The organism is Rossellomorea vietnamensis, from assembly GCF_001305855.1.
Lineage (GTDB): Bacteria > Bacillota > Bacilli > Bacillales > Bacillaceae_B > Rossellomorea > Rossellomorea vietnamensis_A.
Genome location: NZ_LIXZ01000023.1, coordinates 1 through 20508, shown reverse-complemented (window position 1 = coordinate 20508; position 20508 = coordinate 1). Strand labels below are relative to the sequence as shown.

The window sequence follows — 20508 nt, the reverse complement described above, 5'->3', positions numbered from 1 at the left end:
GGTGAAGGGATATGGAACATTCTGTAATCGTGATAGGGGGCGGTATCGGTGGGCTTACTGCTGCTGCCCTTCTTGGAAGTGCGGGTTATCATGTACAGGTGCTTGAAGCTTCAAGGGAATGGGGAGGCTGCGCCGGGAAGTTCCAGAGGGGAGAAGCTTTATTTCCAGTAGGTGCGACTCTTGGGATGGGTTTCGAACATGGGGGTATTCATCAGCGTATCTTCCAATACCTCGGCATCGAATCGCCTTCGAATCAACTCCTTGACAGGGTAATGGACGTTCATCTTCCGGGCGTCAACTTAACCTTTCACCGGAATCGGGAAACACATGTGAATGGGTTAATGAGAGCATTTCCTGATATTGCATATAAAATAGATTGTTATTACAGGGATTTGTACAGGATGGCAAAGAAAATCCGGACCCTCGTAGATTCACTGCCCATCCTTCCTCCTAAAACGGTAAGAGAGTGGAAGGAGCTCATTATGAGCCTGAATTTTAGTTCACTGACCCTTCTACCTGCCTTTCAGAAGACCATGCTTGATTTGTTGAAGAAATACGACCTGCATGTCAACCCATCCTTCAAGCACTTTATTGATGGACAGCTGATAGACAGCATGCAGGTGGAGAGCGACCAATGTTCATTGTTGCTTGGATGCCTGGCACTGGATATGTATCATGAAGGGGCCTTCTACCTTGAAGGCGGCTTATATCGCATAGCCGAATGTCTGGTCGATGCATCGATATCTGCCGGGGTTAAAGCCACCTTGGGGAGGAGAGTTGTAGGCATCACCCGTGATGAACGTAATCAGGAGTGGATTGTCTCAGATCATAGGGGTAATGAATACCGTACCACTCATGTCATATGCAATGTTCCGGTTCTGTCTCTTAAGGATCTGTTCCCTGCCAAATATGCTCCATTGATTAATAACTATTTGAAGGAAAAAGAAAGAGCGGAATTGTGGGGAACCATGTCCCTTTATATGTTACTGAAAGAAGAATCCCTGCCGGAAAGCCTTCCTTTGTTTTCGCAAATCTGCACAAGCCCTGATGGCAATATGACAGAAGGGGACCATCTGTTCTTATCATTATCCCATCAAGATGACCGACAGCGTGCCCCGGAAGGATTCCGTACTGTGACGGTATCAACTCATACAAGATTAGAAAATTGGGATACAAAAGAAAAATATGATACGTACAAGAGTACGCTTGAAGAGAAAATGCTGGATTCAATAGAGATGGTGATACCCTCTATTAGAAGTGATCTTATACAATTCTATCCGGGTGCTCCAAAGGCTTGGGAACGGTATACAGGTCGGCCCGGGGGGATTGTTGGGGGATTCCCCCAAACCAATGATCATGCTCTCTTCAACAGTCTTTCCCACAGGACTCCGCTCAAGAATATCTGGGCATGTGGGGATTCTGTCTTCCCCGGTGCAGGGACCATCGGGGTGTCTGTCAGTGGTTATCATGTCTTTCACTCTATCACAGGGAAAAAGCTTCCTAAATAAAGCAGGAATCCTAGTCTGATATGTAGAATGTTGTGATGGGGTGATAATATGTATAAGCTGACGCAGTATGAGGACCCAATAGCCTTCCATGAAAAGGTTCATTCTCTCCTTATGGAAGATGAGGCAGCGAATAATCTGCCTTTGGGGTTATTGAATACCATGAAAACGAGTGACAAATATATAGATCCACTTCTGCTTTTAGTGGAAAATGAGGAAGACAAAGTAGTGGGATCATTCATCATGACTCCCCCTCATTATCTTGTCGTTACATTGAAAGTAGGGAAGGAAGAGATCCAGGCGATAGCTGAACAGCTCAATTCGTTTTGTGAAGACTCCGGGATTACGATTACCGGCTTTGTTGCTGAGAAAGAAACAGCACTTCAACTGACTCATGCATGGTGTCACGTTACGGGGAAGGGCTTCACCATCCGTATGAACCAACGTGTGTATCAATTGAATAAAGTGAACGATATCCAGTTAAGTGAAGGGGGAATGGTTCCAGTACGTGCAGGTCAAGAGGTGCTGTTGGCTAAATGGATCAGTGAATTTGTCTCAGATACGGAAGTCATATCCATATCGGATGACGAAGCACTTAAAAGGGCGAAAGATATGATTGAAAATGAACCATATGTGTACTTTTGGGAAGTGGCGGGACGCCCTGTTTCCATGGCAAGGGGAGCACGAAGAACGGAAAATGGGATTACCGTGAATTTTGTCTATACCCCGCCTGAATTCAGGAAGAAGGGATATGCCTCTTCTGTTGTAGCGGAACTGAGCCGTCTTTTACTGCATGAACACTCCTTTTGTTCCCTCTACACAGACCTGGATAATCCCACATCGAACAAAATCTATATGGAAATCGGATATATACCCGTCTGCGATTCCATGATGATAACCATTGTTTGAACCAATTGGCAAAGAATGAAATATAATATTAATAAATGGTTGACATCGTGGAAAAAAGCGATTAGTATAATAAACAATTAATTAAATGAGCGAAGAGCTTTGACGAAGAGGAGTACCTATGATTGACACTTCAGAGAGCTGGTGGTTGGTGTGAACCAGTGTGATCGGTCTTAGGGAATGGACTTCCGAGCTTCCAAACCGAAACCTTAGGGAAGTAGGCTTTGGCGAATGTCTTATCGTTACAAAAGACGCGTATTAGAGCATTCTGCTCCGATACGATTGAGTGGACTGCATGAGCAGTCAACAAAGGTGGCACCACGGGTATCCCGTCCTTTCTTTTTATAAGAAATGGATCGGGATGCCTTTTTTTTATAATTTCATAATGTTAAATCGTTGAATAAGAGGAGTACATTCAAGTGATGCATAACAGGGAGTTAAGGACAGTGAGACCTTAGCATGATAGCTTGTCTGGAATGGACTTATGAGAGATGATCCGAATGAAGTAGGGTCGTACGGATTTCCACCGTTAAAAGGATAGAGTATCGGGTGTTACACCCCGTACTTGAATCAAGAGGGGATATAGGTATATCCCAATAGAGGTGGCACCGCGGTCAGCATCGTCCTCTATGAACAGTTTTTCTGTTCATAGGGGACTTTTTTTATGGGCTTTTTAAAAGGTGAAAGCGAATTGGAGGATTTTAATGATGAAGCATCAGGATTTGAACTATGTTGTGAAAGAATTGAATGGAGATATGTACACACCGATATCACTCTTTCAATCCTTGAAGGGAAAAAAGAAATTTTTATTGGAGAGTTCGCTGAAACACGAACAATCCGGTCGCTATTCATTTGTGGGAAGCGATCCGTTTTTGGAATGTAAGGTTTATGGAAATACCGTACAGATGATAAAAGCCTCTACTGATCAAGTAGAGGAGCGGATAGGGGACCCCATTGAAATAATTCAAACCCTTATTCCCCACTATCTTCTAGAAGAAGCACCCTTTCCATTCACAGGGGGAGGGATTGGATATTTAGGATATGATGTGATCAGACAATACGAGGAAATCGGAATCACGCCAGATGACGAATTGGAGATGCCAGACATTCATCTCATGTTCTATGAAAAGGTCATCGTCTTCGATCATCTTGAGCATAAAGTATACATCGTTGTCATGAATGAATGGACAGAAGAAATGGAAGGGGATCTTCAGGAGAAAGTGAAAGAAGTCGAAGCCGAGCTGACAAACGTGTATTTGGACACACACAAAGAAAAACTGGATCGTCTTTCCTTTCATGCTCGAACGTCAAAGGATGAATTCATGGAGAAAGTGGAAAGAGCGAAGCAGTCGATACAGGAAGGAGAAATCTTTCAAGTGGTGATTTCCCAAAGACTGCAGGCTTCCTTTACCGGTGATCCTTTTACATTTTATAGAGGCTTGAGGCAGTCAAACCCGTCACCCTATATGTTTTTTATCGATTTCGAAGAATACGTCGTATTGGGTGCATCACCTGAAAGCATGCTGAAGGTACAGGGCAGCCAGATCACTACGAATCCAATTGCAGGTACAAGACAGAGAGGGAATACAGCTGAAGAAGATGTAAAGCTTGAGAGGGAGCTATTATCCGATGAAAAGGAAATGGCAGAGCATCGAATGCTCGTCGATTTAGGCAGGAATGACCTGGGAAGGATTTGTGAAATCGGATCCATCGATTTAACCAAGTACTTAACCATTGAGAGGTATAAATACGTGATGCACATCGTTTCAGAGGTGAAGGGGAAATTGAAGGATGATGTGACCCCGCTTGAAGCATTAACATGCTGTTTGCCTGCAGGAACGGTGAGCGGGGCACCGAAGATCAGGGCGATGCAGATCATCAATGAACTCGAAACGACGAAACGTGGAGTATACTCAGGTGCTGTCGGATATATAGGGGTGAACGGGAATCTGGATTTCGCCCTGGCGATCCGCACAATGGTCGTGAAAGATGGCATTGCCAATGTTCAAGCAGGGGCAGGAATCGTGTATGATTCAGATCCTGAATGTGAATATGAAGAAACGCTGAATAAAGCGAAATCATTATTGGAGGTAACGGGATGATTTTACTCATTGATAACTATGATTCGTTTACGTATAACCTGTATCAATATATTGAAGAACTTGGAGAAAGGGTAGTGGTCAGACGGAATGATGCAATTTCCTTGGAAGAAATTAAAAAATTGAATCCTTCGGGGATCATCCTTTCCCCTGGACCCGGAAAGCCTGATAATGCGGGTATTTGCATCTCCATTATACAGAATCTTCACGCTAGTGTGCCGATTCTCGGTGTCTGTCTCGGTCATCAGGCAATCGGGGCAGCATTTGGGGCAACCATTGAAGTAGCCGGGAAGGTCATGCATGGAAAGACCTCACTTATTAAACATAGTGGTGAAGGGGTATTCGAATACTTGACGCAACCGGTGGAAGTGATGAGATACCATTCGCTTGTCATTAAAAATGGGACTCTTCCAGAACCAATGGAGACGGTGGCCATTTCAATGGATGATGGAGAGATCATGGCCATCAAGCATATGAGATATCCTTTGTTTGGAGTTCAATTTCATCCAGAATCCATCGGAACGAAAACAGGAAAGAAAATCATTCAAAATTTTATAGACGAGATGAGGAAGGAGAATAGCCGTGAAAAACTATCTTCAAGCGTTATCTGACGGTCATTCATTAGAGAGAGATGAGATGAGGGGAGCGGTTAAGGAATTGCTTCTTGACGAAACATCAGAAAGTCAGATTGCCGGATTCCTGACCCTGTTAAAAATGAAGGGGGAAACAGTGGATGAAATCACTGCTCTTGTAGAAGTGTTGAGGGAAAATGCAATGCCGATAGAAAGTACGCTGAAAGGAGTAATGGATAATTGCGGAACAGGGGGAGACGGCTCCCATAGTTTTAATATCAGTACGACTTGTGCATTTGTCCTTGCAGGTGCAGGTGTAAAAGTCGCTAAGCATGGAAACAGAAGTATTTCCAGCAAAACGGGAAGTGCCGATGTGCTTGAAAATCTCGGCGTCTGTCTCGATTTCCAGGCACATGACGTGGAAAGTCTGTTGAATGAAACCAATATCGCCTTTCTTTATGCGCCACATATCCATACAGGACTTAAAAAAATTATGAAAGTTCGGAAGGAATTGAAGATCCCCACTATATTTAATCTCATTGGTCCATTGACAAATCCGGTTCAATTGGAAACCCAGCTTGTCGGGGTTTACCGTAGGGATAAATTAGAAATGATGGCGAATGTTCTACATGAATTAGGAAGAAAACGGGCAATCGTACTGAACGGTGCAGATTACATGGACGAAGCTTCATTGGCAGGTGAAAATCATCTCGTCCTTTTAGAGAACGGGATAACGACTCCTTTCACGATTTCGGGAGAGGAGGTTGGCCTTCCTGCTTACTCACTTGAAGAAATTAGAGGCGGTGATGCAAGGGACAATGCCCGCATTTTACGGGATGTCCTGGAAGGGAAGGAGGGTGCCTGCACAGATACGGTCCTATTCAATTCAGGGATCGCATTGTTCGCCCATGGGAAAGCCCCAACCATTGCAGAAGGGGTAAAGCTTGCAAGAGAAAGTATCAAAAGCGGGAGGGCAAACGAGAAGCTCCAAGCCCTGGTGCATTACAGTCAACAACGTCGAAAGCAGGTGATTTAATTGTCTACCATTCTTGACACCATACTCGAAAAGAAGAAAGAAGAAGTGAAGGAGTTAAAACGGAATGGTTATACATCCTATCAAACTGGAAATATTCAGGTTCCATCACTGTATCAATCATTAAAATCTGCACAGACACTGCAAGTGATAGCAGAGATTAAGCGGGCATCCCCTTCAAAAGGAGATATAAGGACCGGAGTGGATCCGGTGAAGCAAGCTGTCGCATATGAAGAGGCAGGAGCTTGTGCCATATCTGTTTTGACCGATACACCTTTTTTTAAAGGGCGAATGGAGGATCTTGCAAATGTTCGTCGTGCAGTATCAATTCCGATTCTTTGCAAAGACTTCATCATTGATGAAATACAGATCGATCGTGCGAAAGATGCAGGGGCGGATGTCATTCTATTAATCGTGGCAGCCCTGAAGCCCCCCAGACTGAAAGAATTATATTCTTATGCATCAAACCTTGAGTTGGAGGTTCTCGTAGAAGTTCACAATGAGGAAGAAATGGTGAAGGCATTAGAGGTCGGTGCTACCATCATCGGCGTAAATAATCGTAACCTGAAAACCTTTGAAGTAGACCTTCTCATCACTGAATCACTGGCCTCTATGGTAAAGGACAGGGAAGTGGTACTCATAAGTGAAAGCGGAATAAAGGATGAACAAGATTCAGGGAGAGTGAAAGACGCTGGAGCACAAGGGATCCTCGTCGGGGAAACATTAATGAAGAGTAATGATCCTGCAGCTACCCTCTCCGCTCTTCAGGTTAAAAAAGGTGAGATGATATGACGAAAGTCAAAGTGTGCGGCATCAGAAGACAGGTAGAAGCCGAGTGGGCATTAGAAGCGGGAGCTGATGCCATAGGGTTCGTGTTTGCCGATAGTAAAAGGAAAGTTAATGTAGAAAAAGCGGCGGAGATCAGCAAATCCATTTCTTCAGATTTATTGAAAATCGGTGTATTTGTAAATGAATCAAAAGAAAGAATGGAAGAAATCTTTCATCTCGTGCAGCTCGATTATGTGCAGCTGCACGGGGATGAATCAGTGGAATTCTGTGAAACTCTCAATCTTCCTTTTATCAAGGCGATTTCCGTGAAGGAAAGAAAAGATATAGACGGGATTGAAAAATTTCCTGGTGAGATGATTTTGTTGGATAGCGGAAAGGGCCCGCATCGTGGAGGCAATGGCACCACCTTCAATTGGGATTATGCACATTCGATCAACATTCCCCACCATCTGATTCTTGCAGGAGGATTAAATCCGGACAATGTCAGGGAAGCCATCATCAAGGTCCGTCCCTCTATGGTGGATGTCTCGAGTGGGGTTGAGACGGATGGGGAGAAGGACAGGTTAAAGATAGAAGCATTCATCAGGGAAGCAAAATCGGTACTTGTATAAAATGAAGACAATGAATGGAGGAAGAAGAATGTTATATGCACAACCAGATCAAAAAGGTCTATTCGGTCAATTCGGTGGGAGATTCGTTCCCGAATCATTGATGAAAGCTGTTCAGGAACTTGAGTCTGCTTACGATGAAGCAGTCAAGGACGAACATTTTCAAGAAAAGTTGCAAAGCTACTTAAAAGATTATGTAGGAAGGGAAAATCCTCTCTACTTTGCAGAAAATCTTAGTAGGCAGGTAGGAGGAGCCAAAATTTATCTGAAGCGGGAAGATCTTAATCACACCGGTGCACATAAAATCAACAACACCATCGGTCAGGCCCTGCTTGCTGAACGGATGGGGAAAAGAAAAGTGGTAGCGGAAACAGGAGCCGGCCAACATGGGGTCGCAACTGCCACCGTATGTGCTTTATTAAACCTTGATTGTGTCATTTTCATGGGTGCGGAAGATATTCGCAGGCAGAAGCTGAATGTATTCAGAATGGAGTTGCTCGGTGCAAAGGTAATCAGCGTCCCCCAGGGAAGTGCCACACTGAAGGATGCCGTCAATGAAGCGCTTCGTTACTGGGTCGCCAATGTAGAGGACACTCACTATATCATGGGTTCCGTTTTAGGTCCACATCCCTTTCCGAAGATGGTCCGGGACTTCCAAAGTGTCATTGGGAAAGAAACGAAGAAACAATTCTTTGAAAAAGAAAAATGTCTCCCAAATGCCATTGTGGCGTGTGTCGGAGGAGGAAGCAATGCCATTGGAATGTTCCACCCGTTTATTGAGGACCAAGAGGTGGAGTTATATGGCGTTGAGGCAGCCGGAAGCGGTATTGAAACAGAGAAGCATGCTGCCACCTTAACGAAAGGATCTGTCGGGATCCTTCATGGAAGCATGATGTATCTCCTTCAAAATGAAGAAGGGCAGGTACAGGAAGCCCATTCCATTTCAGCTGGACTTGACTACCCTGGTGTGGGACCAGAGCACAGCTACTTGAAAGAGATTGACAGAGTCCGTTATGCATCCATTACTGACGGTGAAGCGTTGGAAGCATTTAGACAATTATCACAGACTGAAGGAATCATTCCTGCACTCGAAAGCTCCCATGCCGTTGCCCATGCGGTGAAAATGGCTGAAGGCATGACGAAGGACCAATCAATCGTCATATGTTTATCTGGGAGAGGGGATAAAGACGTTGAACAAGTAAAAGACATATTGGGAGGTAGTCAGCATGGGTAAGGTATTTCTGGAAAGCAGCCTTGAAGCCGAATTAAAACGGGGGAATAAGCTGTTCATTCCCTATATAATGGCGGGAGACGGAGGCATAGACACATTGATAACAACTTTAAAGAAACTTGAAGAAGGTGGAGCGACGGCCATTGAAGTCGGTATTCCGTTCTCTGATCCCGTTGCCGATGGCCCGACGATTCAAGAAGCGGGTAAAAGAGCGCTGGAGAAGGGAACCACACTTCGTAAAGTGTTCGATGAATTGAATGAAAGAAGAGAAGAGATTGGGATTCCCCTGATATTTATGACCTATATCAATCCGATTTACAAATATGGAGTAGAACGCTTCTTCGAAGATTGTAAAAAGGCTGGTGTGGACGGGGTGATCATTCCCGATCTTCCTCTGGAGCATTACGATCTGGTTAAGCTGCCTTCAAAGGAAAAAGAAATAGCCATTATCCAATTGGCAACCCTCACCAGTCCATTGGAAAGAGTGAAGGAATTAGCCACTGTGACAGAAGGGTTCCTCTATGCCGTCACGATTAATGGGATTACAGGCACAAGAGAGGGGTTTGCCGAGAATATATCCCGTCATTTAAACAAGCTTAAGAGCAACAGTCCGGTTCCGGTTCTGGCAGGATTCGGGATATCCAGCCCCGAACATGTTCGCAGCATGAGTGAAAGCTGTGATGGGGTAGTGGTTGGAAGTAAGATCATAGACCTTATCCAACAAGGCTCATTTGATGAAATCAAGAAATTAATCGGGGCATCGAAAGGGATTCTTCACTCGTGAAATCATCCATTTTGTAAAAAAATGAAGAAGTAGATGAACAGAATCTAAATGAATGTTAAATAAAGGTAAATAGCCTTCTCATACTCTGAAAAAACAGTATGATAGAGATGTAGTTGAACAACGCATCATAACAGGAGGCTATTAAAATGAAAAACATGAAAAAGTGGTTATTAATGTTCATGACAGCTCTATCAGTAGTAACATTTGCAGCCGGATGCAGCAGCGACTCAGAAGATGACACAGGTACGGAAGAGAACATGGATGAAGAAAGTAACACAGATGAAAGTAGCACTGAAGAATAAAAAAAGTACAGCCGGTCTTTAAAAGGCCGGCTGTTTCTTTGAAGATCAGGGGAGATAGTCAAGTCATTCGGTGGTTTGTTTTTACTTCACGCACTTCACACAAACAGTCAAAGCCGGTTTAACATTTTTATATGAAAGTGTAATGTCTTTAAAGCCCGCATCCTGTAAAGCTTGAGAAATCTCTTCACCATAGCGGCGGGCCCTGCCATCGGTTTCTTCTTCTCCGCGGGGCTGGACGGTAATGAGAAGGGTTCCGCCCTCTTTTAACATACTGTATAAATGATGAAGTGATTTCATTTGGTCCTTCCAAAGTGGATAATTATTGACGGAAAAAATTCGATCGTATTGGACTTTGCCCAATTCGAATTGACTGATATCCTGAACAAACAGACGAACCCTGCCTTTCTCTACAGCTTGCTGATTCTTACTTTGTGCTGTATCTTTCATTGTTTCGGAAAGATCGACCCCGTCGACAAAGGTATCAGGGAATCGATCAGTCATTCGCTTGATACAATATCCTGGACCGTATCCCACTTCAAGGATTCGTTCGCCATTTTTGATGGAGAGCTTTTTGATGGACCAGTTGTTGATCTTTCGATTATCAAACTCCATTACTTTCCCTACAAACCAGCCAAGGATTCCTTTCGGACGCTTAAATTGTTTCTGCATCGTAAACAATGGGCCATCACCTCTTTTTCTATTCTTTCAAATAAATGTTCTATCTTTCACTCTTCCACGAAACCGGGGAAATAAAACCTGTACAAAGTGTTGCGGTTTTTTGAAAGAGTGGCATAATATAATAAAATCTAATTTGCGTTGATGAGTTGAGTACGTAGTGAAAGCCCCTTATCAGAGAGCTTCGGAAGCTGAAAAGAAGCAGGGAGTTTCCTATGGAAAATGGTCTCGGAGCATTCTATTCGAACCTTCCTGGTGTAGGATAGAACGGGGATGGGCGTCCGTTATCACTGCCACGGTATAAGGGCTTTTCCTGCCCCGTACTTGTTGAGGTAGTTTGTGTGAGCAAGCTATAAATTAAGGTGGTACCACGAGCTTAACCCCTCGTCCTTAGATGTCTTATGATGTCTATGGGACGAGGGGTTTTTATTTATTTAGAGGAGGAAAACATAATGACTGTTTTTATAGGAGGGGCTTGGCCATATGCCAACGGTTCCTTGCATTTGGGGCATATTGCAGCTTTGTTGCCGGGGGATATCATTGCACGTTATTACCGGTTGAAAGGAGAGAGGGTTCTCTATGTGTCAGGAAGCGATTGTAATGGGACACCGATCGGAATCCGGGCGGGGCAGGAAGGAATCAGTGTAGAAGAGGTAGCGGACCGCTATCATGAGGAATTTGGCCATTCCTTTCAATCCCTTGGATTCAGCTATGACGAGTACACGAGAACCGATCATCCACATCATCATGAAGAGGTGCAAAGGATCTTTACCAGGCTTTATGATAGAGGATGGTTATATGAAAAGGAAGTGGAGCAAGTTTATTGTGTGAATGATCATCGATTCCTGCCTGATCGATTTGTGGTGGGAACCTGCCCCGTTTGTGCTTCGAAGGCAAGGGGAGATCAATGTGATAACTGCTCGACTGTGCTGGATCCGTCGGAATTATTGGATAAAATCTGTACACTCTGCGGGCATGAGCCGGCTCTTAGAAAGACTCGTCACTTGTACTTTGCTCTTTCCAATCTTCAAAGGCCGCTGGAGGAGTTCCTGAACGAACAGAAAGGAAGGTGGAGGGATAATGCGATCCAGCTTACCAGCAGATATCTGAAAGAAGGACTTCAGGATCGACCCGTCACAAGGGATTTAGAAAATGGGGTGGAAGTCCCGGTCGAAGGTTTCCTTGACAAGAAAATCTACGTTTGGATCGAAGCGGTGAGTGGTTATCTGACTGCATCAAAGAAATGGGCAGCAGACCACCGGGAGGACTGGACTGATTACTGGCAACCAGATACGAGGTCATACTATGTACATGGAAAAGATAATATTCCGTTTCACACGATCATATGGCCAGCGGTTCTGATGGGGATTGGAGAATCGAATTTACCCGATTACATCGTGTCAAATGAATATTTGACCTTAGAGAAAAGAAAGATCTCAACCAGTGGTAATTGGGCTGTCTGGGTGAAGGACCTCCTGACTGACTACCATCCCGATACAATTCGCTATTTTCTCACCATCAATGCTCCTGAAAAAAGGGATGCGGATTTTTCCTGGAGAGAATTCATTTACAGCCATAATAGTGAACTGCTGGGGGCCTTAGGGAATCTCGTACAGCGCACGGTGAAATTCTACGAGAAGCAATTTGGTGGGGATCTTGTTTTATCCACGACAGATGCCTTTGTCGAAAGGAAAGTGGAAGAGGTATACACGTCAGTTGGTCATTGGATTGAAGCAGGAAGCACTCGTCAGGGCCTTGAAGAGATATTTGAATTCATACGATGGTCGAATAAACGATTTGATGAACAGAGGCCATGGGTATTGGTAAAAGAAGATCGAGAAGAAGGCAAGAAGGTATTGGAAGAGTTCATGTATATAATATGCAATCTGCGAAATATCCTTGAGCCCTTCTTACCTTTCACTGCAACCAGATTAACGGAACAGCTGGGTCTCTCCGTACAAACAGCGTGGGAGAAGATATCCCTGCCTTTGAAACTTAGTATGAAAAACCCTTCCCCGCTTTTTAACCGTATCGAACTTGAAACCATTGAGATAGAGCGGGAGAAATTGAATGATAAATCAAAAGGAGGATGAAATGAAGATTGTGATTGTATCCGACACCCATATGCCAAGGAAAGAGAGGGGACTGCCTGAGCCTCTTCGAAATGACTTGATGGATAGTGACCTCATCATTCATGGGGGAGATTTTCAGACCTTTGATGTTTATGAGGAATTCAAGAAATACGGGGAGCTGATTGCTGTTGTGGGGAATGTTGATCGTGTTGAACTTAAATCCATGCTTCCAAAAAGAAGGATCATTGAGAAGAAAGGCTTGAAGATCGGCATTGTTCACGGGGACGGAAAGGGTAAGACAACTGAAAAAAGGGCTCTTGAAGCCTTTGAAGATGAAGATGTGGATATAATCATTTTCGGGCACTCCCATATCCCCTTTTCCCGCTTTATGAAAGGCATCCTATTGTTCAATCCAGGGTCACCCACAGACAAACGAAAGTTGCCATACTATTCCCATGGTATATTGACAATCAAAAAAACCTGGAAAATCGAACACATTTTTTATCAGTAAATAGCACAGTGGGGGCCACTGTGCTTTCTTTCTTTATTTAATGGGATATTCATAATATTCCTGACTATAAAATGTTTGAAAACCGCTTGATTCATAAAGTTTCAGTGCCTTGCAATTCGTGGCGGCCACATCGAGGTATATATCATCGGTCCACTTCGATTCCTGCATCACAACCTGGGATAATGCTTTTCTTCCGATTCCCTTTCCCTGAAAAGAAGGGAAGACGGCAAAGCCATAGATGAAGCTCTTCTTATTCGCCCGTTGAACCCTTATCTTTCCAACAACTTTTTCATCAAAGACAATCATGAGATTTCCTGCCGGGGACTCATCGAATAGTCTTTTGGTGTAAGATTCAGCATCACTTCTCACAACCCCGAAACATGTTTCATCAAGGTCGATGATGGTCTCGATATCATGTTCATCCGCTGTTTTTATACCGACAGAGTGGTCGATGACTAACTCTTTCTTATTCCATTTCATTTCACATTCCGTGAAATCATACGCAGCATCCGTATGTGATATAAACCCTTTTCCAGACGTCGATGTTCCCGGAATATTGAGTAAGAGCTTATTGACCGTCCGGGATTTTAAAGATTGGAGTGCTCTGTGAATCAGTTCTTGAAACAAGTGCTGACGACGGAAATCAGGATGGATCATACCACATATTTCGTACGAATCCCCAAATCCGTATATTCCTAAAAATCCGATCAAATGGTTCTCCTTGTATAGAAGAAAATCATCCTGATCATTCTGTCTCTTTTTTAGCATTTCCCAGTTCAATTTTAAGTGTATATCTTCAAAATTCTCGCAAACATTCTGAAGATCCTTTATATCTTGAAGTTGTTTAGAAGTAAGCATCTGTCATCCCCCTTTTCCCGAAAAGAGAAAGAATTTTCTTATTTGATTTTATTTTATGATCATTATTAATACAAGAGGATTTTGCTTTTACATAGGAAAAAGCCATGTAGGTACACATGGCTCCAGCTCATTCCTTATCCTGTATCCGCTGAATCACCTCATGGAGTTCATCGGGCTTCAGAAATTCAAGTGGGGAAAATCCTTTTTCAAACATAACGGACTCGCTTTCAATCATCAGGACATATCGACCGTTCACTTTCGCCAAATGAATGCTGTCTCCGAAATCTGAAAGAAGGGCTTTTACAGAAACATGGTCAAGTTTCACCTTCAGCTCCACTTCAGGGGATTGCTCGACAATTTGTGAAGTGGCTTCCACCACCTGTTCCGTCGTGAACCGTTCCTGGAGTTCACGCTTCGGGCTTATGGCCCATTCTTCCACAGCTTCTTCAAATTCGACCCGTTCGTCACTTTCTTCCGCATACGTCTCTGAAATATGTTCTTTTACCATTCCGTACACTTGGGACTTCACGATTTCTGGCATGGACTTTTCATACTCCACCCATTTAAGGAAATCTTCAAAGTACCTGGCGTGTGATGCTTGATGGATTTTGATCTCCGCAGAATCCATCATCCCTTCTTCAGGCATGTAGGGATATTGGATCGATTTCATGTTTTTCGTCGTGATCGCCATTTCCACATTATGAATCAGGGTTGCTTCATCCGTAATGGTGGCAACCTTTGGTTCAAAATCACATTTCATTATGAATAAAAAGGGATCATCAAAAAATTTGGTGAGCTTTGCGGTGGCTACTAGAAATGCCCCACCTCGAATAGCGCTTGCTTCTATGTACATTTGAACAATCTGATCACATGCTTCACGAAAATCTTCTTTACTTTCAGCATAACGGGTTCGATGTAATAAATTATAGTTTGGATTTGATGTAAGCTCATGACCTGGTTCTACAACAAAGCGGCCAATTTTAGTGGGAGTGGACTCTGACTTGGAGTGCCGGTCCACCTTTCGCTTGACGATCTTTGTCAGTTCACCGTCAAGAAAGCTTTTGAGGGGGCTTTCCTCATACTCACCCCCGGTCAATGTTTGAAAGTGCTTATGTCGTTTATCTGCTTCTTCGCCTTTACCTTCTACCTGGATTAAATAAAAGGAAAGATGCTGTATGGTAAAATCCATGATTTGTTCTCCTGACCTGATTAGATTCGATTTCTTATGATTTCACATTCATTGTTACAGTATAGAAAAGCATAAAAGGTTCGTCAATTGACTTATGAAAGGTGAGTATTGAGAGATACTATCTCTTAGCTGGATAAAACGTAAGGTGGTGAGCTTGGTGAGTAATGAAACATTTTTTACTTTAGTGAAAAAAGGAAATAAATCTTCGTTCTTTGCAATGGTGGGAAATGGCATCCTTGCAATCGCTAAGGGGGCGGCATTCTTAATCAGTGGGAGTGGGGCAATGTTTGCCTCTGCCATGCACTCGTTAGCCGATGCTGTCAATCAAGGGTTTGTGTTTATTGGCAGTGTTCTTTCAGAGAAGAAGCCAACCGAAAAGTTCCCGACAGGTTTTGGGCGTGTCATCAATCTATTTTGTATGATTGCGGTCATCGTTGTTTCGGTCATGGCTTATGAAACGGTTCGTGAGGGATTTCATCTACTCAAACATCCCGCTGAAGTAAAAGGGATATGGATAAATGTATCCGTGTTACTCTTGAACATCCTCATTGATGGAACGATCCTCTTTAAAGTGATGAAGGAGATCAGTCAGGAAGCCCGCGTGGAAAGCAGGGGTGCTGGGATTGTGACAGGAGCGTTCATGCATGTAAAGCGTGCAGCGCCCCCAACAAGGCTTGTGTTTTATGAAGACCTGGTGGCTGTATCAGGTGCCCTTCTTGCTTTGATAGCGGTCCTTGTTTCTTATTTCACCACGTTTCAACTATTGGATGGGATTGTGACCATCATGATCGGATTCCTGATGGTGGGGGTTGCCTTCAGGGTCGGATATGACAATATGGTTGGTCTGATAGGAGTTGCAGCGCCAAAGGAAGTGGAGGACCGAATTGCTTCTGCCATCTTTGAACATGAAGCGGTCATCGATATCTTTAAGATGAGGATCACGCAGGAAGGGCGTTATTACCATGTTGAATCATATCTTGAATTGAAAAAGGGGCTGCCCCTATCAGAAGCGGATGATATTAAGTTTGCCATACAGGATCAATTAATAGCAGATCCGGATATAGCTGATGTTACATTAGGGATCATAGAGGACAATGGTATTCAGGAGTGGAGAGGGACTGATATATCCGAAATTCCGTAATGATCATCCGGCTGTTGATTTCAGCCGGATGCAGATTAATTTTGAATGAATTTTTCAAACACAAACCCAAAATCTTTGAGGGTTAATTCTTTTTTCTTGTCCGACAGCCAATTGAAGGCATATTGATTGACCTCTTTAAACTGCTCAACAACATTTACACCATCTGTCTTTACTTGTCCCAATGTTGAGGATGCAAGTTGTAGACTTTCATTGGCAAAGCCAGAATAAATGCTATTATCAGTAGTGATTTCACCAATTTTTATAAGAGACTTATATAAATCTTTCACTTCTGCTAAATGTTTTTTATGAACATCGATGGAGTAGATTTCCGAACCGATCTTAAACTTGATTTCAACATCCAGATCTACTGTTCCTGCGGTTTCAAGAAGGACATCTGAAAGGTGATACCTGTAATAATCCAAGCGGCGGAGTACCCGCTTCTTGCTTGCTGCACTTGTCCCATCAAGGTGGATGAGGGCTTTGTTTGTAAAGCAATATTCATCGGACTTGGATTTGATCAGGAAGTAAATCTTCTCTCCATCTTCATGCATAATGTAATCATCCGAATCGGCTTTGTCGTAATCCTGCGGCTTGATGACTGTACCAATATCACTCAAACCTAATACGTCTGAAGCAACTTTTCCAAACATGGTTTCAAATCCTTTCGATTCTGATTGTTTTCTTTTCTTACCATGAGATAAGACTTCATTAGTATATCATAGATTCATAGAAGGCAAGGGAATTCCTGGAAGAGTCTAATTTGAACGCTTATGGTTTGGGTGTTTCATTCCGTTCATACTATAATAAAGAAAATCATAGAATAGATTAACGTAAAGGGGGGAATAGAATGGATGTGACCGATCTGCTGATGCGTTTCAAAGATAGAACGCCTAAAGTGTTAGGGAGTGAAACATTTTCTGAATATGCTATTCTACTTCCTTTAATCGAAGTGAAAGGGGATATTCATGTTCTCTTTGAAGTCCGTTCATTGAATATGCGGAGACAACCGGGGGAAATCTGCTTTCCTGGTGGAAGAATCGACAGGAGTGACTCTGATGAGAGGGCAGCTGCTTTAAGGGAGACGTCAGAGGAATTGGGAATAAAAGAGGAATCCATCTCGGACATTTATCCTCTCGATTATATCGTATCCCCATTCGGGACGATCATCTATCCTTTTGTAGGGAAACTGAATATTTCATTAGAAGAGTTGCGCCCAAATGCTGCCGAGGTGGAAGAGATTTTCACAACCCCGCTCTCTTACATGTGTGAAAAAGAACCGGAATTGTATAATATCAAATTTAAAATGGAACCGGAAGAGAGCTTCCCATATAAACAAATACCAGGTGGGGAAAACTACGACTGGCAGGCAAGGAACATGAAAGAACATTTCTACTACTACGAAGACAAAGTCATCTGGGGCCTCACCGCCCGCGTCCTCCATCACTTTATAAAACTTATTCCATAGTCTTTTTTAGTTGTTTTTAAAAAAAGATCAAAAGAAATTCTACATTTACCTGTACGGATTGACATACGTTTCGTTTTCATACTTTTTTCGATAGAACAATCTGTCGGAGAAAGTATTTTTGTATGTCAATATGTAGCAAATTGAATGGTTTGTAAATGGTTAAGAGGAGGTAAAGAGAAGTAACAGAAAGAAAATGGAAAAAGGAGAGGGGAATTATTATGATCATTCGTGCTAAATGCTGGAGGATGTTAAGCGTACAGGAAAAATTGTTTATCCTGAAGGCAGTATGCAATAAGCATCTCAAAAAGTAGTCTCCGGATACCGAATCATTCTATCCTTTCATTTGACCCATTTTTGAAATATATCTTACCAAAAGACCAATAAAATGTTTCTGGCATATTTTATTGGTCTTTTGGTAAGATAGATGGTGCACATACATATAAGGGGGACAACGAGTGAAAGCATCGAAAACAGTTATGATGGCTGGTCTTTTTTTAGCTATCCTTTTAAGCGGATGCAATCGGAATGCAGCAGATATGGTTGTTAAAGGGAGTATAACGGTAAATCAAGAAGCTGAAACACTTACCTTTTCCGGAGTATTAACGGACGAAGCTTTGGATCCCGACACGCCTTTCCGTGCCCGTTTTTTTCTGCAGGGAAAAACGATCAAAAATGCATTGGGAACCGACTTGATCTATACAGATGAAGAACTGAAGAGCCGTAAAGAGGGAGAGGCTCCCAAGGAGTATAGAGTAGAAAAAACAGTAGAAATAAAAAAGAGTGAAGAGATCGATAAGATCATAAGCGAAATTGAAAACGAAGATAAAGAATCTGTCACCATCGAAATCGTAAATGACAATGGCCGCATTGATGACAAGGTTCTTCATGACATTAAAAAGGAGTAGGGTGCTATCAAGCCCTGCTCCTTTTCTATGTATGACGGCTTATTTAGGATTTACTGGTCTTTTTAATGCATAAAGATCGTCTTCAAGTAGAAGCATTTTATCCATTAATACGTCTTTGGAATCCATCACTCCCTTATTATATAAGAAGGGACCGATTTCTTTCATAAAGAAGTCAAACCAATTTTCAGCGCCTAAATCCCCGATTTCATCCCCTGTTTGTTCATAGTGAAAACTCTGAATCCTCCCGATCATTTCATCTCTTTGTTCTTTAGGTATTTTTGTGAACATCATGAGTACCCCTCCAGTTTTGTTTCTTCCATCGTAACATAAGAAGTCCTAAGAGAGAGAGGTGTAAAGAAATTCATCGTTCAAAGAGTTGTGGATTTTCCTCTGAAAATAAAGGGGATTTCCATTCGGTATCCAATATAATAATAGAAGACTATGAGGGGGACTTAAAATGGAAATGAACTCAATTTACTTAATCAAAGAAAAAAACGGAATGAAAAAGGACTTTTCACTGCTTCTTTCCATGATGGATTACGCCAGATTCACTTCTATTATGGAAGTGGAAAATCTGCCGGTTAAAGTGCTTGATTACCGTTGTCATGATGAAGCGAATTCCATTGGGATGCTGCTTGCTCATTTTGATGCAGTAGAAAAAATTTATCAGGCACTGACATTTGAACAATGGACTGATGATGAAATAGAAGCATATGCTGAGGAATTAGAGCCGGCATTAAGTTTAGGAAGCAAGGCCGCCGAAAAAATAAAAGGGAATTCTGTGGAGTACTACCTGGAAAACCTTCAACGCACAAGAAAGAGTACAATCGAGCAGTTTAAAAAGTTGGACGAAGCATGGCTATATGACGAAACAGATTGGTGGTATGGTGAAAAAGGGAATAACTTCTTTAAATGGTTCCATGTTTTTGAAGACGAAATCAATCATAGGGGTCAAATAAGGATGATCAAAAAGTTATATGCAAAAGAAAATCAACCTACGATAGCAGAGTAGGTTAGACTATATTTTTACAATTAGACCCATTCCCGCCTTGAGTTTTGAAGGGGAATCTGTTATAGTAAAGATAATTATTTTTGTTCGATTAATATACATGATTGAAAAACATTCGTCTTGAATTTTAATCAGAGCAGGAATATAAATATTTTTATGTGCAACTGCACTAGGAGGTACATGTTTTATGTTACAAGGTAAAGTTAAATGGTTTAACGCTGAAAAAGGTTTCGGTTTCATCGAAGTTGAAGGTCAAGACGATGTTTTTGTTCACTTCTCCGCAATCCAAGGTGAAGGATACAAATCATTAGAAGAAGGTCAAGACGTTACATTTGAAATCGTTGAAGGCGCTCGTGGACCACAAGCGGCAAACGTTCAAAAGTAATCCAAATGTATAATTTCAAGCAGGGTACGTCAGCTGACGTACCCTGCTTTTTTGGGTTCTATAATATTTGTTGGGGTTCTTACACAATTTGAACATAAAAAATGCACGTAATCATCCAGTCTTTTATACTTGAGTTGTCGAGAAACAAGTATAGATTGGAGATACGTGCATATTGAATTCTAACATAATTTTACCGGGTTTTGAAGATGCATTGGTTACGAAAATGGAGGAAGTGGAAGAGAGACTTTGTGTTTATGTAGAAATGCCAGTTACAGCTCACAAATGTCCGGTTTGTGCTACTTTCACCTATAAGATTCACGATTATCGTATACAAAAAATTAAGCATTTAAAGCTGTTTGAAAGACACACACTCATCTTTTACAAAAGAAGAAGATATGCTTGCCCTTGCGGGAAGAAGTTTGCGGAAAAGAATCCCTTTGTGAAACGATACCAACGAACGATACCAACG

23 protein-coding genes and 3 other annotated features are annotated in these 20508 nt (G+C 42.5%); of the genes, 18 read left to right on the top strand and 5 right to left on the bottom strand.

Features of this window, described 5'->3' with window-relative positions:
* Positions 1 to 11 precede the first annotated feature (11 nt).
* From AM506_RS19510 to AM506_RS23020, 10 genes are all read left to right on the top strand, one after another.
* Positions 12 to 1508: an FAD-dependent oxidoreductase gene (locus AM506_RS19510; RefSeq protein WP_060674504.1), complete on the top strand. Its 1497-nt coding sequence runs from the start codon at positions 12 to 14 to the stop codon at positions 1506 to 1508.
* A gap of 48 nt (positions 1509 to 1556) precedes the next feature.
* Positions 1557 to 2414 (top strand): GNAT family N-acetyltransferase, encoded by an 858-nt coding sequence (locus tag AM506_RS19505; protein ID WP_060674501.1) that lies wholly within the window; start codon positions 1557 to 1559, stop codon positions 2412 to 2414.
* Positions 2415 to 2504: 90 nt separating this feature from the next.
* Positions 2505 to 2751, top strand: a binding site (T-box leader).
* Positions 2752 to 2798: 47 nt separating this feature from the next.
* Positions 2799 to 3042: a binding site (T-box leader), on the top strand.
* Between the two features lie 73 nt (positions 3043 to 3115).
* Entirely contained in the window at positions 3116 to 4513 is a 1398-nt protein-coding gene (gene trpE / locus AM506_RS19500) for an anthranilate synthase component I (protein ID WP_060674499.1), read from the top strand.
* Positions 4510 to 5121, top strand: coding sequence for an anthranilate synthase component II (locus AM506_RS19495; RefSeq protein WP_060674498.1), 612 nt, complete (start codon positions 4510 to 4512; stop codon positions 5119 to 5121). Before trpE ends, AM506_RS19495 begins: the two co-directional genes overlap by 4 nt.
* A complete protein-coding gene (trpD, locus tag AM506_RS19490; protein WP_060674496.1) occupies positions 5093 to 6118 on the top strand; it encodes an anthranilate phosphoribosyltransferase in 1026 nt (341 codons plus the stop codon). Before AM506_RS19495 ends, trpD begins: the two co-directional genes overlap by 29 nt.
* Positions 6119 to 6907, top strand: coding sequence for an indole-3-glycerol phosphate synthase TrpC (gene trpC, locus AM506_RS19485; protein WP_060674494.1), 789 nt, complete (start codon positions 6119 to 6121; stop codon positions 6905 to 6907).
* Entirely contained in the window at positions 6904 to 7515 is a 612-nt protein-coding gene (locus AM506_RS19480) for a phosphoribosylanthranilate isomerase (protein WP_060674492.1), read from the top strand. Before trpC ends, AM506_RS19480 begins: the two co-directional genes overlap by 4 nt.
* 28 nt (positions 7516 to 7543) lie before the next feature.
* On the top strand, positions 7544 to 8746 hold the full coding sequence (trpB, locus tag AM506_RS19475) for a tryptophan synthase subunit beta (protein ID WP_060674490.1): 1203 nt from the start codon (positions 7544 to 7546) through the stop codon (positions 8744 to 8746).
* On the top strand, positions 8739 to 9527 hold the full coding sequence (gene trpA / locus AM506_RS19470; protein WP_060674488.1) for a tryptophan synthase subunit alpha: 789 nt from the start codon (positions 8739 to 8741) through the stop codon (positions 9525 to 9527). Before trpB ends, trpA begins: the two co-directional genes overlap by 8 nt.
* A gap of 146 nt (positions 9528 to 9673) precedes the next feature.
* Positions 9674 to 9829, top strand: a complete 156-nt coding sequence (locus tag AM506_RS23020) for a hypothetical protein (protein WP_200908472.1) — start codon at positions 9674 to 9676, stop codon at positions 9827 to 9829.
* Positions 9830 to 9910: 81 nt separating this feature from the next.
* Here AM506_RS23020 and AM506_RS19465 read toward each other — a convergent pair whose 3' ends face one another.
* On the bottom strand, positions 9911 to 10498 hold the full coding sequence (locus tag AM506_RS19465) for a class I SAM-dependent DNA methyltransferase (protein WP_235576165.1): 588 nt from the start codon (positions 10496 to 10498) through the stop codon (positions 9911 to 9913).
* Between the two features lie 138 nt (positions 10499 to 10636).
* Positions 10637 to 10899 (top strand) — a binding site (T-box leader).
* 57 nt (positions 10900 to 10956) lie between these two features.
* Between AM506_RS19465 and metG the strand changes: the two genes are divergently transcribed.
* Positions 10957 to 12597 (top strand): methionine--tRNA ligase, encoded by a 1641-nt coding sequence (gene metG / locus AM506_RS19460; protein WP_060674484.1) that lies wholly within the window; start codon positions 10957 to 10959, stop codon positions 12595 to 12597.
* A gap of 1 nt (position 12598) precedes the next feature.
* The gene (locus AM506_RS19455) at positions 12599 to 13087 is read left to right on the top strand and encodes a metallophosphoesterase family protein (RefSeq protein ID WP_060674559.1); all 489 of its coding nucleotides are present in this window, start codon (positions 12599 to 12601) and stop codon (positions 13085 to 13087) included.
* A 33-nt stretch (positions 13088 to 13120) separates the two neighbouring features.
* On the opposite strand, the gene AM506_RS19450 is transcribed toward AM506_RS19455, so the two are convergent.
* The gene (locus tag AM506_RS19450) at positions 13121 to 13945 is read right to left on the bottom strand and encodes a GNAT family N-acetyltransferase (RefSeq protein ID WP_060674482.1); all 825 of its coding nucleotides are present in this window, start codon (positions 13943 to 13945) and stop codon (positions 13121 to 13123) included.
* Between the two features lie 127 nt (positions 13946 to 14072).
* Entirely contained in the window at positions 14073 to 15134 is a 1062-nt protein-coding gene (locus AM506_RS19445; protein ID WP_060674480.1) for a DUF3900 domain-containing protein, read from the bottom strand.
* Between the two features lie 145 nt (positions 15135 to 15279).
* On the opposite strand from AM506_RS19445, the gene AM506_RS19440 reads away from it, so the two are divergent.
* Positions 15280 to 16275 (top strand): cation diffusion facilitator family transporter, encoded by a 996-nt coding sequence (locus AM506_RS19440; protein WP_060674473.1) that lies wholly within the window; start codon positions 15280 to 15282, stop codon positions 16273 to 16275.
* Positions 16276 to 16310: 35 nt separating this feature from the next.
* Here the strand turns inward: AM506_RS19440 and AM506_RS19435 are convergent, their stop codons facing one another.
* The gene (locus AM506_RS19435; protein ID WP_060674471.1) at positions 16311 to 16925 is read right to left on the bottom strand and encodes a PH domain-containing protein; all 615 of its coding nucleotides are present in this window, start codon (positions 16923 to 16925) and stop codon (positions 16311 to 16313) included.
* Between the two features lie 197 nt (positions 16926 to 17122).
* Between AM506_RS19435 and AM506_RS19430 the strand changes: the two genes are divergently transcribed.
* Together AM506_RS19430 and AM506_RS19425 are read left to right on the top strand one after the other, a co-directional pair.
* Positions 17123 to 17740: an NUDIX hydrolase gene (locus AM506_RS19430; protein WP_060674469.1), complete on the top strand. Its 618-nt coding sequence runs from the start codon at positions 17123 to 17125 to the stop codon at positions 17738 to 17740.
* 455 nt (positions 17741 to 18195) lie between these two features.
* Entirely contained in the window at positions 18196 to 18645 is a 450-nt protein-coding gene (locus AM506_RS19425; RefSeq protein WP_060674467.1) for a hypothetical protein, read from the top strand.
* Positions 18646 to 18684: 39 nt separating this feature from the next.
* Here the strand turns inward: AM506_RS19425 and AM506_RS19420 are convergent, their stop codons facing one another.
* On the bottom strand, positions 18685 to 18936 hold the full coding sequence (locus AM506_RS19420; RefSeq protein WP_060674465.1) for a DUF2164 domain-containing protein: 252 nt from the start codon (positions 18934 to 18936) through the stop codon (positions 18685 to 18687).
* Positions 18937 to 19102: 166 nt separating this feature from the next.
* Between AM506_RS19420 and AM506_RS19415 the strand changes: the two genes are divergently transcribed.
* From AM506_RS19415 to AM506_RS19405, 3 genes are all read left to right on the top strand, one after another.
* Positions 19103 to 19657, top strand: a complete 555-nt coding sequence (locus AM506_RS19415) for a DinB family protein (RefSeq protein WP_440480359.1) — start codon at positions 19103 to 19105, stop codon at positions 19655 to 19657.
* Positions 19658 to 19841: 184 nt separating this feature from the next.
* A complete protein-coding gene (gene cspD / locus AM506_RS19410) occupies positions 19842 to 20039 on the top strand; it encodes a cold-shock protein CspD (protein WP_032088076.1) in 198 nt (65 codons plus the stop codon).
* Positions 20040 to 20211: 172 nt separating this feature from the next.
* Positions 20212 to 20508, top strand: a 297-nt coding sequence (locus AM506_RS19405; protein ID WP_160316899.1) for a transposase family protein, incomplete at its 3' end; no start/stop codon positions are given.